Source organism: Kitasatospora sp. NPDC098663 (assembly GCF_044760075.1).
Lineage (GTDB): Bacteria > Actinomycetota > Actinomycetes > Streptomycetales > Streptomycetaceae > Kitasatospora.
Map to the genome: position 1 here is coordinate 107,641 of NZ_JBIWAP010000001.1, position 14,229 is coordinate 121,869.

At 71.4% G+C, this 14,229-nt stretch carries 12 protein-coding genes; 3 read left to right on the forward strand and 9 right to left on the reverse strand.

From position 1 onward, the window contains the following. The first annotated feature begins 159 nt into the window (after positions 1–159). Positions 160–1,344, forward strand: a complete 1,185-nt coding sequence (locus ACIQVZ_RS00450) for an acyltransferase family protein (RefSeq protein ID WP_402445885.1) — start codon at positions 160–162, stop codon at positions 1,342–1,344. Here ACIQVZ_RS00450 and ACIQVZ_RS00455 read toward each other — a convergent pair. Both ACIQVZ_RS00455 and glnA read right to left on the reverse strand, forming a co-directional pair. Continuing rightward, positions 1,311–2,528, reverse strand: a complete 1,218-nt coding sequence (locus ACIQVZ_RS00455; RefSeq protein WP_402445887.1) for a hypothetical protein — start codon at positions 2,526–2,528, stop codon at positions 1,311–1,313. The two genes, ACIQVZ_RS00450 and ACIQVZ_RS00455, sit on opposite strands and share 34 nt — an antisense overlap. 165 nt (positions 2,529–2,693) lie before the next feature. Beyond that, entirely contained in the window at positions 2,694–4,055 is a 1,362-nt protein-coding gene (glnA, locus tag ACIQVZ_RS00460; RefSeq protein ID WP_063347345.1) for a type I glutamate--ammonia ligase, read from the reverse strand. 163 nt (positions 4,056–4,218) lie between these two features. On the opposite strand from glnA, the gene ACIQVZ_RS00465 reads away from it, so the two are divergent. Next, a complete protein-coding gene (locus ACIQVZ_RS00465) occupies positions 4,219–5,973 on the forward strand; it encodes an NAD+ synthase (RefSeq protein WP_402445891.1) in 1,755 nt (584 codons plus the stop codon). Between the two features lie 177 nt (positions 5,974–6,150). Here the strand turns inward: ACIQVZ_RS00465 and ACIQVZ_RS00470 are convergent, their stop codons facing one another. The 3 genes from ACIQVZ_RS00470 to ACIQVZ_RS00480 all read right to left on the reverse strand — a co-directional run bounded on the left by ACIQVZ_RS00470 (position 6,151) and on the right by ACIQVZ_RS00480 (position 9,893). Beyond that, positions 6,151–7,020, reverse strand: coding sequence for an endonuclease/exonuclease/phosphatase family protein (locus ACIQVZ_RS00470; protein ID WP_402446379.1), 870 nt, complete (start codon positions 7,018–7,020; stop codon positions 6,151–6,153). Positions 7,021–7,467: 447 nt separating this feature from the next. Continuing rightward, on the reverse strand, positions 7,468–8,118 hold the full coding sequence (locus ACIQVZ_RS00475) for a TetR/AcrR family transcriptional regulator (protein WP_402445894.1): 651 nt from the start codon (positions 8,116–8,118) through the stop codon (positions 7,468–7,470). A 164-nt stretch (positions 8,119–8,282) separates the two neighbouring features. Then, positions 8,283–9,893 carry an MFS transporter gene (locus ACIQVZ_RS00480; protein WP_402445897.1) on the reverse strand — a complete coding sequence of 537 codons (1,611 nt, stop codon included), beginning with the start codon at positions 9,891–9,893 and terminating at the stop codon, positions 8,283–8,285. A gap of 279 nt (positions 9,894–10,172) precedes the next feature. Here ACIQVZ_RS00480 and panB point away from each other — a divergent pair, with 279 nt between their 5' ends. Then, positions 10,173–11,042, forward strand: a complete 870-nt coding sequence (gene panB, locus ACIQVZ_RS00485) for a 3-methyl-2-oxobutanoate hydroxymethyltransferase (RefSeq protein ID WP_350885090.1) — start codon at positions 10,173–10,175, stop codon at positions 11,040–11,042. A gap of 143 nt (positions 11,043–11,185) precedes the next feature. Here the strand turns inward: panB and ACIQVZ_RS00490 are convergent, their stop codons facing one another. The 4 genes from ACIQVZ_RS00490 to ACIQVZ_RS00505 form a co-directional block, all read right to left on the reverse strand. Continuing rightward, a complete protein-coding gene (locus tag ACIQVZ_RS00490; RefSeq protein WP_363622313.1) occupies positions 11,186–12,031 on the reverse strand; it encodes a GNAT family N-acetyltransferase in 846 nt (281 codons plus the stop codon). Positions 12,032–12,115: 84 nt separating this feature from the next. Continuing rightward, positions 12,116–12,313, reverse strand: coding sequence for a hypothetical protein (locus tag ACIQVZ_RS00495; RefSeq protein WP_363622315.1), 198 nt, complete (start codon positions 12,311–12,313; stop codon positions 12,116–12,118). Between the two features lie 2 nt (positions 12,314–12,315). Then, positions 12,316–13,434, reverse strand: coding sequence for a radical SAM protein (locus ACIQVZ_RS00500; RefSeq protein WP_402445901.1), 1,119 nt, complete (start codon positions 13,432–13,434; stop codon positions 12,316–12,318). 73 nt (positions 13,435–13,507) lie between these two features. Then, positions 13,508–14,152: an ATP-binding protein gene (locus tag ACIQVZ_RS00505; protein ID WP_363622319.1), complete on the reverse strand. Its 645-nt coding sequence runs from the start codon at positions 14,150–14,152 to the stop codon at positions 13,508–13,510. Between the last annotated feature and the right edge of the window lie 77 nt (positions 14,153–14,229).

Sequence of the window (14,229 nt, forward strand, 5' to 3'; positions counted from 1 at the left end):
CCGGACACGACCGCCCGGACGGCCCGCCGCCGCGCGCCGCGCCGCCCGTCCGTGACCTCGGGCCCGCCGCGCTCGTTCTCCCGGCGCCGACCGTCCCGCCCCGCCCCGCCCGTCCTGTCCACCCCGTCCTGTCCCGTCCCGTCCCGTTCCGGAGCGCCGATGCCCAGCCGCCTGCCCTCGCTCACCGGGCTGCGCTTCTGGGCCGCCCTGCTGGTGGTGCTCTACCACCTGTCCCGCAAGGTCGGCGGGCTGCCGGTGCTCGACCCGCTCGCCTGGTACGGGCGCTCGGGGGTGACGTTCTTCTTCGTCCTGTCCGGTTTCGTCCTGGCCTGGACGTACGGCGGCTCGCCCGTTCCCGCCGGGGCGTTCGCCCGCCGCCGGTTCGCCCGGATCTGGCCGCTGCACGTGCTGAGCACCGTGCTGTCGCTGGGCGCGGACGCCGCGATCGGCACGGCGCTGCCGGTGGCGGCCACGCTCTGGTCGCTGCTGCTGGTGCATCCGTGGGCGCGGGCGACGGTGTACGGCGGCAATCCGGCGTCCTGGTCGCTGGGCGCCGAGGCCTGGTTCTACCTGCTGTTCCCGCTGCTGCTGCGGTTGCTGGCGCCGCGCCGCCGCGCCTGGCTGCCGGTGGCGGCGGTGTGCGCGGCGCTCGGCCCGGCGCTGTGGGCGGCGGGCCCGCTGCTGCCGGCCGATCCGACGGTGCGCGGCTGGCTGCTGGACTACCTGCCGCTGACCCGTACCCCGCAGTTCGTGCTCGGGGTGGCGGTCGGGCTGGCGGTGCGGCAGGGGCTGCTCCCCCGGGTGCGGCTCGGCGCGGCGGCCGCGGCGGTGGCGGGCTGGCACCTGCTGCTGGCGCCCTGGCACGCGGCCGTCCCGGACGCGCTGTGGTGGGGCCCGTACAGCGCCTCCCAGCTGGTGCCGGCGGGGCTGTTCGCGGCGCTGCTGGTGGCGGCGGCCCAGCGGGACGCGGCCGGTGCGGCACCCCGGCCGGCAGGCGGGCGGGGACTGGCCGGGCGGGCGGCGGTGCGGCTCGGCGAATGGTCCTACGCCTGGTACCTGGTGCACGAGATCGGCATCCGCTGCTGGCTCGCCGAGCTGGGCCGCCCGGCGCCCGGGGCGGCGGCGCTCGCGGTCTGGCTGCTGCTGGCCGGTGGGTCGCTGGCGGTGGCGGCGGGCCTGTACCGCTGGGTGGAGCGGCCGTGCGAGCGGCTGCTGCGCGGCTCACCGCGCCGGCCCGGCGGGAACGCGGCGGCGCCGCTGCCGGCCCGCGCGGTGCGGGTGGGGCGGCAGCGGCGCCGGGCGGCGGCCGGTCAGGCGTCGGTGGAGCCGTCCAGGTTGACGTAGGCGTAGAAGACGCCGATGTCGTAGCCGTCCTTCTGGGTGTTGAAGGTGGCGGTGAGGTCGGTGTCCCCGTTGCGCAGGTACGGCGAGATGTCCCAGCGGTTGGAGTCGTAGCCGAAGTTGTTGCGGTTGTACGGGTTGCGGGTGAACTGGTCCTCCGGGGTCAGCTCCTCGATGGTGGAGTTGAAGGCGTCGTTCGGCGGGTGGTTGATGTCGGAGAACAGCGTCTCGGGCCCGTTGGTGGACTTGACCGACAGGGTGTCGCCGGTCCACTTGAGGTCGCCGTCGTAGACCACCCAGCCGAGCTTGCCGTGGAGTTGACCGCTCTGCGGCGTCTGCAGCCCCGTGAGCTTGATCTGCCGCGTCGGGCTGTCCGGCAGCTCGACCTGGAAGCCGTCCCACAGGTGGATGTGCCGCATCGGCTTGCAGTCGTTCTCGTACGCGACGACGATCGTCCAGCCGCCCCAGCTGTGCGGCTTCACCACCGAGTCCATGTCGGCGACGGTGTAGGTGCCGTTGCCGGCGTTCCTGACCAGGTCGGTGATGTCGGCGGAGGCCTGGTAGCTGCTCTCCACGTCGGTGGTGATGTAGCCGATGGACGGCTGGTCGTTGGCGATGTCCCGGTACTGCTTCTCGCCCGGGACCTTGAGGTACACCTCGTCGATCTGGTTCTCCGGCAGCACGGTCTCGCCGATGCCGCGGGTGCCGCCCCAGTACAGCCGGGCGTACTTGACCTTGGAGCCGTCGATCAGGCCGAGGTCGGCGGAGCTCGCGGAGTAGATCGGGTCACCGAGCGGACCGATGGAGCCCGGGTCGATGTTGACGTACTTCATCTCGTACTTGTTGTTGATCGGCATGCTGCCGAGGCCCTTGCGGGCGTCCTCGCAGGGCGGCTGCTCCGGGTCGAGCGGCGCCTTGGTCTCGTCACAGGTCATCAGCGAGTTGCTGATCCTGGTGACGGAGCCGTGGAAGTCGCCCTGGAAGCGGGTGGTGAACGGCAGCGGGTTCTCGGCGATGGTCTCGGCGCGCGGGCGCGGGTTCGACGAACCGGAGCCGGAGCCACGGGCGTCGGCGATCGGGGTGGCCAGCAGCTGGCTCGCGACGGCGGCGAGGGCGGCGCCCGCGACGGCGGTCCGGCGGGCGAGCAGGCGGGCCGCGGCGGCGCGACTGACAGCGGAGGAGGGCATGGGATCCTCTCGGGACGGAACGGACGAGCACGCCCATCGGACCACAACCGTCCGTCACAGGATCTTCACATACCGCCATTGGGGAAACCATCCACCCCAGCGGACGGCCCGCTGTCATCCGATCGAACGACAGCGGGCCCGGAGGTGTTTGGGAGCCTCAGGCGCTCACAGCACCTGGAGGTTCTTGCGCAGCTCGAACGGCGTCACCTCGGAGCGGTACTCCTCCCACTCCTGGCGCTTGTTCCTGAGAAAGAAGTCGAAGACGTGCTCGCCGAGGGTCTCGGCGACGAGCTCGCTGCGCTGCATCAGGTCGATCGCCTCGCCGAGGTTCTGCGGCATCGGCTGGATGCCGAGGGCGCGGCGCTCGGAGTCGGTCAGCGCCCAGACGTCGTCGTCGGCGCCCGGCGGGAGCTCGTAGCCCTCCTCGATGCCCTTGAGGCCGGCCGCGAGGGTGACGGCGTACGCGAGGTACGGGTTGCAGCCGGTGTCCAGGGAGCGGACCTCGATCCGGGTGGAGCCCTGCTTGCCGGGCTTGTACATCGGCACCCGGATCAGCGCCGAGCGGTTGTTGTGGCCCCAGCAGATGTAGGACGGGGCCTCGCCGCCGGCGCCGGCGGTGCGCTGGGAGCCGCCCCAGATCCGCTTGTAGGAGTTCACCCACTGGTTGGTGACGGCGGCGGTCTCGGCGGCGTGCTTGAGCAGGCCGGCGATGAAGGAGCGGCCGACCTTGGAGAGCTGGTACTCGGCGCCGGTCTCGTGGAAGGCGTTGCGGTCGCCCTCGAACAGCGACAGGTGGGTGTGCATGCCCGAGCCGGGGTGGTCGGAGAACGGCTTGGGCATGAAGCTGGCGTGCACGCCCTGCTCCAGCGCGACCTCCTTCATGACCAGACGGAAGGTCATGATGTTGTCGGCGGTGGACAGCGCGTCGGCGTAGCGCAGGTCGATCTCCTGCTGGCCGGGGGCGCCCTCGTGGTGGGAGAACTCCACCGAGATGCCCATCGACTCCAGCATGGTGATGGCCTGTCGGCGGAAGTCGTGGCCGACCCCGCGCGGGGTGTGGTCGAAGTAGCCGGACTGGTCGGCGGGGATCGGCGGGGTGCCGTCGCCGGGCAGGTTCTTCAGCAGGAAGAACTCGATCTCGGGGTGGGTGTAGAAGGTGAAGCCCTGGGCGGAGGCCTTCTCCAGGGTGCGCTTGAGCACGAACCGGGGGTCGGCGTAGGACGGCGAGCCGTCGGGCATCAGGATGTCGCAGAACATCCGGGCGGTACCGGGGGTCTCCGAGCGCCAGGGCAGGATCTGGAAGGTGGTCGGGTCCGGCTTGGCGATCATGTCGGACTCGTAGACCCGGGCGAAGCCCTCGATCGCCGAGCCGTCGAAGCCGATGCCCTCCTCGAAGGCCTGCTCCAGTTCGGCCGGAGCCACCGCGACCGACTTCAGGAACCCGAGCACGTCGGTGAACCACAGCCGGACGAACCGGATGTCACGCTCCTCAAGCGTCCGAAGCACGAACTGCTGCTGCTTGCCCATGGGGACAGTCTCACCTCTGCTCTTTACGCTCGTGTTACGCCCGGAAGACCCCCGGACGCGACTGCCCCCATCATGGCCGATCACCGCGCGGGACGGCAGTCCGGACCCCGGCCCGACCCCCCGGGCAGCACATCGCGTCAGATTGACGATTATACTCGGGGGCATGCCCAATCTCCGTCTCGCCCTGAGCCAGATCGACCCCTGGGTCGGTGACATCGCCCGCAACAGCGATGAGGTGGTGCGCTGGACCAGGCAGGCCGTGGAGGCCGGCGCCCAGCTGGTCGCCTTCCCCGAGATGGCCCTGACCGGCTACCCCGTCGAGGACCTCGCCCTGCGCAGCTCCTTCGTCGAGGCGTCCCGGGGCGCGCTGGTCGAGCTGGCCGGGCGGCTGGCCGCCGACGGGCTGGGCGAGGTGCCGGTGGTGGTCGGCTACCTCGGGCGCTCCGAGCACGCCTCGCCGAGGTTCGGCCGCCCGGCCGGCTCCCCGCAGAACTGCGCCGCCGTGCTGCACCGGGGCGAGGTGGTGACCCGCTTCGCCAAGCACCACCTGCCCAACTACGGCGTGTTCGACGAGTACCGCTGGTTCGTCCCGGGCGAGCAGTTGCCGGTGCTGCGGCTGCACGGAGTGGACGTCGCGCTGGCCATCTGCGAGGACATCTGGCAGGACGGCGGCCGGGTCACCGCGGCCCGCGAGGCCGGGGCCGGGCTGCTGCTGGTGGTCAACGGCTCGCCGTACGAGCGGAACAAGGACGACCAGCGGCTGGAGCTGGTCCGGCGCCGGGCCGCCGAGGCGGGCTGCCCGCTGGCCTACGTCAACATGGTCGGCGGCCAGGACGAGCTGGTCTTCGACGGCGACTCGATCGTGGTCGGCGCGGACGGCGAGGTGCTGGCCCGCTCCCCGCAGTTCGAGGAGCACCTGCTGGTGCTGGACCTCGACCTGCCGGCCGCCGGCGGCGACCACACCGACGGGCTGCTGCTGAGCGACGGGCTGCACCTCGTCCGCACCGAGCTGGGCGGCGAACCGCGGACCGCGCCCGCGGACACCCCGGCCCCCGAGGTGGCGCCGCGGCTGTCCGACGAGGCGGAGATCTGGGCCGCACTGGTCTCCGGCACCCGGGCGTACGTCACCAAGAACGGCTTCCGGTCGGTGCTGATCGGTCTCTCCGGCGGCATCGACTCGGCGCTGGTGGCCGCCATCGCGGTGGACGCGATCGGCGCCGAGAACGTGTACTGCGTCTCGATGCCCAGCCGCTACTCCTCGCAGCACTCCCGGGACGACGCGGCCGAGCTGGCCCGCCGGACCGGCCTGCACTACCGGACCGTCTCCATCGCCCCGATGTTCGACGCCTACCTGGGCGCGACCGAGCTGACCGGCCTGGCCGAGGAGAACCTGCAGTCCCGGCTGCGCGGCACCCTGCTGATGGCGATCTCCAACCAGGAGGGGCACATCGTGCTCGCGCCCGGCAACAAGAGCGAGCTGGCCGTCGGCTACTCGACCCTGTACGGCGACTCGGTGGGCGCGTTCGGGCCGATCAAGGACGTCTACAAGTCGCTGGTCTTCCGGCTGGCCCACTGGCGCAACGAGGAGGCCGAGCGGCGCGGCGAGGTGCCGCCGATCCCGGAGAACACCATCTCCAAGCCGCCGTCCGCCGAGCTGCGGCCGGACCAGAAGGACAGCGACTCGCTGCCCGACTACGACCTGCTGGACAGCGTGCTGGCCCGCTACATCGAGGGCGACGAGGGGCGGGACGCGATCGTCGCGGCCGGCTTCGACCCGGCCGTGGTGGACCGGGTGGTCCGGCTGGTCGACACCGCCGAGTACAAGCGGCGGCAGTACCCGCCGGGCCCCAAGATCTCGGTCAAGAACTTCGGCCGGGACCGCCGCCTGCCGATCACCAACCGCTGGCGGCGGGGCTGATCAGGACAGGGCCCAGGGCGTGTTTCATAATTCGCGTCGGATCAGCGCGCGGCGTTGGGCGCCCGGCTGGGCGTGCCGGCGGAGCACCCTCGTACTGGGCCGTACTTGGGTGCTTCGCCGGTGCGTCCAGCCGGGATGCCCGGCGTCGCGCGCCCGGCGGGAATTATGAAACACGCCCTAGTTGAACCGGTAGGTGGCGGCCACCGCGAGGTGGTCGCTGCCGTCCCGGGGCAGGGTGCGGGAGTCGACCGGCGCGAGGCCGCCCTTGCTCATGATCTGGTCGATCCGGGCCATCGGGAAGGACGACGGCCAGCTGAAGCCGAAGCCGTCCCCGGCGGCGCCCTGGGCCGAGCGCATCTGCGAGGTGACCGGCGCCAGGCTGCGGTCGTTCATGGTGCCGTTGAGGTCGCCGAGCAGCAGGACCTTCTTCACCGGCTCGGCCTGGATCGCGTCGCCGAGCGCCTGCGCGCTGACGTCCCGCTGGTCGACGGTGAAGCCGCCCTCGGCCTTCAGCCGCACCGACGGCAGGTGCGCGACGTACACCGCGACCGGGCCCTGCGGGGTGGCGACCTGGGCCCGGAACGCCCTGGTCCAGCCCATCTTGAGGTCCACCGGCGAGACCCCGCTGATCGGGTACTTCGACCAGAGGCCGACCGTCCCCTCCACCTCGTGGTACGGGTACGCCTCGGCGAGCCCGCTCTCGTACTCGCGCAGCGGCTTGCCGGCCAGTTCCTGGAGAGCGACGATCTGGGCGCCGGAGGCCACCAGGCCGCGGACGGTACCCGGCACGTCGGGGTTGGCGGCGGCGACGTTGTGGCTGACCACCGTCCAGTCGCCGGTGCCGCCGCTCTTGTCGCTGAGCAGGCCGCCGAACAGGTTGAGCCAGATCGCGACGGGCAGCAGCAGCGCGATCAGCGCGGTGGCGGAGCGGCGCAGCAGCGCGGGGACCAGCAGCACCGGGACGGCCAGGCCGATCCAGGGCAGGAAGGTCTCCAGCAGGCTGCCGAGGTTGCCGGCGCTGTTGGGGACGTCGGCGTGGAGGGCCATCAGCAGGGCGGCGAGCACGGCCAGCACCGCGATGACCAGGCCGCGCCGCCAGGTGGTGGCACCGCGGCCGTCCCGGCCCCAGTACCGCAGGCCCAGGAATCCTCCGGGACGGCCCGCGGGGGCCGGGGCGCCCACCTCGCCCCAGGGCCCGGCCGTGCTCCGGTCGGTCCTGTCCGCCTGCGTCATCCGTGGCTCCCGTTGTTCGTGCCGTCGCCGGTCCGGTGTCCGGCCCGTGCGGTACGGGCGGGTGCCGGACTGGTGCCGGTTTGATCGGATACCCGGCTCAGCCTATGCCGGGACAGACGCGGGGCCGTCGGAGCGGGTTCCGGCGTGGCCCGGTTTGGTGAGCCAGGCCACGCCGGACGCGGGTCGGCGCAGGTCGCACGCAGGTCGGTGCGGGTACGGAACCGGGGCGCGGGGTCCGGGGTCCGGGGCGCGGGAGCGCGTTCAGCCGCGGGAGCCGGAGGCCGCGTGCGGCGCCAGGCCTTCGAGCAGCGAGTCGACCATCCGGCGGGCCAGGTCCGGGTCCTCCAGGTCGGAGTCGTCCCAGAGGATGCTGCGGTACAGGATCGGGCCCATCAGCATGTCGCCGAGGAGTTCGACGTCGAGGTCGGTCCGCAGCACGCCCTCGTCCATGGCTCGGCGGATCAGGGTGAGTCCCGCCTCCCGGCGCGGCTTGATCACCCGGTCGCGGTACGCGCTGTGCAGGTCGGGCAGGCTCTGCATCTGGCCGAGGGCGGCCTTGAGCACCCAGCGGGAGCGCTTGGCGAGGCCGCGCCGGCGCATGTAGTCGACCATCTCGATCAGGTGGTCCCGGGCGGTGCCGTCGGTCGGCACGGGCATCGCGACTTCCAGCCGGCTGACCACGTCGACCAGCAGGGCCTCCTTGTTGGGCCAGCGCCGGTAGATGGTGGCCTTGCCGACGCCGGCCGCGGCGGCGATGCCCTCGATGGTGAGCTCGGACAGCGCGGTGCCGCCGGCCATCAGGTCCTCGACGGCGGCGAAGATGGCCTGCTCGGCGGCCTCGCTGCGCGGGCGGCCGCGGCGTACGGCGGCGCAGGGCTGTCCGGCCCCGGCGGCCGGGGTGTCCGTCTTCATCCCCGCTGTACTCCCTCGCTGTCCGCGTGGCGCACGGGCGCCGTTCCGTTTCCGATGGTGGTCCGTGGACCGGGCCGGGCGGCGCCCGTCGTCCTGGACCTCGGCCCTGCCGCCCGGGGGTTCACCCGGGTGACAGGGCCATTGTCGCTCAGCGCGATCGCGGGTCAGGCGTCCGCGGCCACGGCCTTGCGGCTCTGGTCGGGCTGCTCTGCGGCCTTCCCGGCCGGGCCGCCGGGGGCCGCCGACCGGCGCGGCAGCAGGAACCAGGCGATCAGCGCGCCGACCACCGTGATGCCCGCGGAGAGCGAGGCCACCACGTGCATGGCGCTGACGAAGGCGTCGTCGGCCGGGCCGATCAGCGCGGCGCCCTTGGGGCCCATCCGCTCGGCGATGGCCAGGGTGGCCTCCAGCGACTCGCCGGCCTTGCCGCGCAGGTCGTCGGGCAGTTGGTTGAGCGTGTCGGTCATGCCGTCGCGGTAGACGGTGGAGAGCACCGCGCCGAGCACGGCGACGCCGAGCGAGCCGCCGACCTGGCGGAAGGTGTTGTTGACGGCCGAGCCCGCGCCGGCCTTCTCGCGGGGCAGCGAGGCCATGATCGCGACGGTGACCGGCGGCATGACGTGCGCCATGCCGGTGCCCATCAGCAGGCCGAGCACGACCAGCACCCAGATCGGCGTGTCGACGCCCAGCAGGGTGTAGCCGACGAAGCCGACGGCGATCAGCAGCATGCCGACGGCGGCGGTGGCGGCGACGCCGAAGCGGTCGACCACCAGCCGGGCCCGCGGCGCGAACAGCAGCTGGGCGACGGCCAGCGGCAGCATCAGCAGGCCGGCCTGGAGCGCGCTGTAGCCGCGCACGCTCTGGATGTAGAAGACGCCGAAGAAGGAGACGCCCATCAGCGCGAAGAAGACCACGCCGACGACCACGACGGAGGCGCTGAACACCTTGTTGCGGAACCAGGTGACGTCCAGCGCGGGGAAGCGGGTGCGGCCCTCGAACCAGACGAAGGCGGCCAGCGCCAGCACGCCGACCAGCGTCGGCACCCAGGCCTCGGCGGCGGTGAAGTCGGCCAGCTCGCCGCCCTTGATGATGCCGTAGATCAGCGCGACCAGGCCGATGATCGACAGCAGCACGCCTATCGGGTCGAGCTTGCCGGGGTTCGGGTCCTTGGACTCGGGCACCAGGACGATCATCGCGATCACCGCGATGATCACGATCGGGACGTTGACCAGGAAGACCGAGCCCCACCAGAAGTGCTCGATCAGCAGGCCGCCGGTGATCGGGCCGATGGCGATGGCCAGGCCGACCGCGCCGGCCCAGATGCCGATCGCCTTGGGCTGCTCGGAGCGCTCGAACACGTTCATGATGATGGCCAGCGTGGCGGGCATCGCGAGCGCGGCGCCGACGCCCATCAGGGCGCGGTAGCCCACGAGTTCACCGGGCGAGGCGGCCAGCGCGGAGAGCAGCGAGGCGATGCCGAAGACCACCATGCCGCCGAGCAGCGCGCGCTTGCGGCCGAAGCGGTCGCCGAGCAGGCCGGAGGTGAAGAGCAGCCCGGCGAACACCAGGGTGTAGGAGTTGATCGACCACTCCAGGTCGCTCTGGCTGGCGCCGAGGCCGACCGGCGCGGGGGTCGCGATGGTCTTCATCGCGACGTTGAGGATCGAGTTGTCGAGGACGACGACGAGCAGGGCGAGCACCAGGGTGCAGAGGATCGCCCAGCGTCGGCGGTGGATGGCTTCCGGCACGCGGGGTGGCGCGGCTGCGGTGGTCATTGGTCTTCCCGTCCGTGGTGGTGTGACACTGGCGGGCAATTCCGAGCCATGGTCGTCTCGTAACCCCCCGGCACCAGAGTAGCGGCCATTACGATACGAGACGAATCCGTTTCGTAAAAACGCGGCAAAGCCCGACCGGCCGGCGGCCACCGGTGTGCCGCAGATCGCACCCGCGCGCCTGCACGCCCCTTTGCGCCCACGCCGGGGCGTGCAAGCATGGAGGTGATCCGGGGACGCCGTACGGCGCCACGAGACGACAACCCTTCAGGAGTCCGTTCGATGAACGCTTCTTCGCCTTCGCCTGCCCAGAACCAGGCGGCGACCGCCACCCTCTACGGCGGGGTCACCAACCGCCGCATCACCGTCCGCGACCTCGCCAGCGCCAAGCAGCGCGGCGAGAAGTGGTCGATGCTCACCGCCTACGACGCCCTCACCGCCGGGGTGTTCGACGAGGCCGGCATCCCCGTCCTGCTGGTCGGCGACTCCGCCGGCAACTGCCACCTCGGCTACGAGACCACCGTTCCGGTGACCATGGATCAGATGGTGATGCTCTCCGCCGCCGTCGTCCGCGGCACCAAGCGCGCGATGATCGTCGCCGACCTGCCGTTCGGCTCCTACCAGGAGTCCCCCGCACAGGCCATGCGCAACGCGGCCCGGCTGATGAAGGAGGCCGGGGTCGGCGCGGTCAAGCTGGAGGGCGGGGAGCGCAGCGCCCGCTCGATCGAGCTGCTGGTCGAGGCCGGGGTCCCGGTGATGGCGCACATCGGCCTCACCCCGCAGTCCGTGCACGCCTTCGGCGGCTACCCCGTCCAGGGCCGCGGCGACGAGGCGGCGCACCAGCTGCTGCGCGACGCCAAGGCCGTCCAGCAGTCGGGCGCCTTCGCGGTCGTGCTGGAGGCCGTGCCGGCCGAGCTGGCCGCCCAGGTCACCGAGCAGCTGACCATCCCGACCGTCGGCATCGGCGGCGGGCCCGACACCGACGCCCAGGTCCTGGTCTGGACCGACATGGCCGGCATGACGGCGGGCCGGGTGCCCAAGTTCGTCAAGCAGTACGCCGACCTGCGGACCGTCCTCGGCGACGCCGCCCGCGCCTTCGCCGAGGACGTCCGCGGCGGCGCCTTCCCGGCCGCGGAGCACAGCTTCCACTGACGGCCTACCCGCACCGTCGCCCGTCGCCGCTTCGGCATCGCCGAAGCGGCGACGTTGCCGGTCGAAAAGGGCAGGGCCCCGCGGTTCCTTCGTCGGCCGCGGGGAGACAGGACGAATCCCGGCCTCGTCAGAGCTCGATCCGCTCAGATGTCGGAGACGCAGACGACCCCCAGGTCGGCGAGTCCTTCGCTCTGGCAGAGGTGATCGGACGCGCCGCCGACGGCGGTCTGCAGCAGCTGGTAGTCGGCGCCGTGCGCCCGGCCCCAGTGCATGGCGGCCCGCCACAGTTGCCGCCCCAGGCCGAGTCCGCGGTACTCCGGCAGGACTCCGAAGTACTGGGGCAGGAGGCGGACTCGCCCGATCGGGTCAGCCATCGTCTCCATGGGGCCGATGGCACCGGCCACCCGCCCGTCCCGCACCTCGATCAGAACGGGGCCGACGGTTTCGAGCCTGGAGTGCAGGAAGGCGAACCCCTCGCCGGCCAGCTTCTCGGCGAAGGCCTCGAAGGTCTTCGCCACGTCCGCGGCTGTTCCGGACAGGGCCTCGACTCCGTCGACAGCGGGAACGCGGCTGTCGAAGGTCCTGAGCTGGACGCGGGTGGATGCGGCCAGAGGCTCCGGGGCCTCCTGGAACCACACGACGCGGGCTTTTGCGACTCCGCGCAGGGTGGCGAGTCCGGCGGCGTTCTCGCGGGCTCCGGGCAGGCACTCCGAGGCACCGTAGAGGTGGAGCCGCAGGATCCCGCGGTCGGTGATCGTCGGGATCAGGGTGTGCTCGCGGTCCTGGACGATGTCGTCCACCAGGACCCGTTCGCCCTTGCGGTCCGACCAGCGCCGGTCCTTGTCGTGGGACAGGAACCGGCCGGTGCCGGCGACGGCGAACACGTCGTTCAGAAGTTCCGGGCCCATCACGTCGGGGTGAACGGGGCCGAGTGCCGGCACGTACGGCACGGAGATGCGGGGTTGCAGCCAGTCCCAGCGGAATCCCATGCGCCCACGCTACTCGGCTGCCACGCCGGGCTCAGGCCCTGACGCGAACCGCGTCAGGGCCTGAGCATCACCGACCGATCGCGATCAGTGCGGGTTGTCGTCACCTGCGGAGCACGAGCACTTGATCGACTCCATGGTGTCGTCCAGGTCGGCGACGGTGGTGATCTCGGTGACGGGCGGGACGGAGACGCCCAGGGGCCGCGTCAGGTACGGCAGGCGCTGGGTCGGGCCGTCCCCCGGCAGCGGACGCCTCGGGGAGATCTCGATGGCAACTGCGGTCATGTTCATCCTGCTTTCTTGATGCCGTGTTGGCAGTAGGAACCGAGTGGTGCCTTCGCCTCCTGGTAGTGCTTGGCCAAGGGTCGGCACACCGTGCACGACCCGAAGAGCTGGCAGCCGGAGCAGCCACCGGTGCGAAGCATGAGGCGGTCGGCGATGACACCGAGCCGGGCAAGGCCGTCGATCCCCTCAGCGGGCAGACTGATCTGGTCGTCACGGCCGATCTTGCAGATGGACACCAGACCGTGGGGATCGGTGTGGAAGAAGCTGTGGCCCGCGTTGCACCCGGCGAACGGCTTGCGCATGCGCAGGTGCTCTTTGGACTGCGCGGTCAGGGACTCGGCACCGCCGTAGATCGTCGGCGTCATGTTGGTGAAGACGTTGTACTCCAACCCCCACGACCGGCAAAGGTCGATCATCGCCTGCTCCTCGTGCGCGTTGTCGTCGGTGACGACAACGCTCATCCGTAGCGGGAGCCGGGCGTGGCGCGCGGCGTTCATCCCCTGGACGAACAGGTCCCAGGCGCCCGGCCGTTGCGTGAGCTCGTCGTAGCTGGCTTTCGTGGCGCCGTACATCGACACCGTGACCCGGTAGGGCGGGCAGTCCCGGAGGAGGCCAAGCAGGTTCTCGCGCCACAGTAGCGAGGCGTTCGTCGAGACCGTGATCATCATGCCCAGCTCGAAGGCGGTCCGATAGGACACGAGGAAGTCCTTGTCCACGGTGGGCTCCCCACCGGTGATCTGGAGCCACAGCACGCCGGCTTCGGCCATGATCCGCAGACACGCCAGCTTGTCGGCCAACGGCATGCCGGAGTTGACCTTGAGTCCCAGGTAGCAGTGCTTGCACGTGTAGTTGCAGCCGAGGTTGATCTCCCACGACGCCCTGGAGTAACCCCACGGGGAGGGCTCGCGGACGAACAGGAACTCGCCCACCGGCCGGCCGGTGACCTCCAGGTCGGCCCACTGGGTGCCCACGGCGTCCACGAGCCAGGAGGGAGCCGCCTCGGCCGGGTCATGGGCACGCAGGTCCTCGTAGTAGGAGTGCGGGAGCCGAAGGCCGCCACGGCTGCCCGGCCGCACCAACAGGTACTCGCCCAAGAACGGACTGGCGATGAGGTTGTGCATGTTCCCTCCTTCACTGAGCAATTCGGAAGGCGCCGCCGACGGCGGGCCGAAGTGCCTGGGCGGATCCAGGCGGTCAGGCGCCGGGGTAGCGCAGGTACGCCTCAGCGGACGCAAGGGTGTAGAAGCGCCTGATCCGGTGCGGATCGCCCAACGCGCGCAGGTACTCGTGCCGCTCGCGGTCGTAGATCCCCCAGCACTCCAGCAACAGGAAGTGCGGGCTGCAGGAGTCGATCGGGCGAATCTCGTATCGAGACGAGGGAGAGGAGACGGTCGCCCCACGACCACTGGCCGGATCGACCCCCGTCACGGCTCGGTCGGGGGCCGCTTCGAACCACACCACCTTTCCCTTCTCCACCGGGTGCCAGCCCCAGGAGTGAGCCAGTGCCTCCACCAGCAGGAGGCCACGGCCGTTGGTGGCCATGTCGTCGGCCTTGCTCCTGACCGGCGGCTGCGGACTCCGGTCAGCGATCTCGACCCGCAGGCGGGCGCCAGTCCACAGCACCGTGATGCGGCAGCACTCCTGTCCGTACTCGATGGCATTGGCCAGCAGCTCGCCCGCGCACAACTCCGCATCCCACAAAGCGTCGTCCGTCAACGGAACCCGCCAGGAAGCGGCGAGGTGCCGGATCAGTCGACGTGCCGGCCGGATGGTCGCCGGGTTCGGCTCGACATCCCAGGAGTGCGGCTTCGGGATCGTGGCAGCGTCGGTGCGGTTCATTGGCGGGGCCGTCTCAGTCGGGTACTCCTCCGGGCATGTATCCGGAGGAGCACCAGAATCCCGAGGCGGCGGCTTCG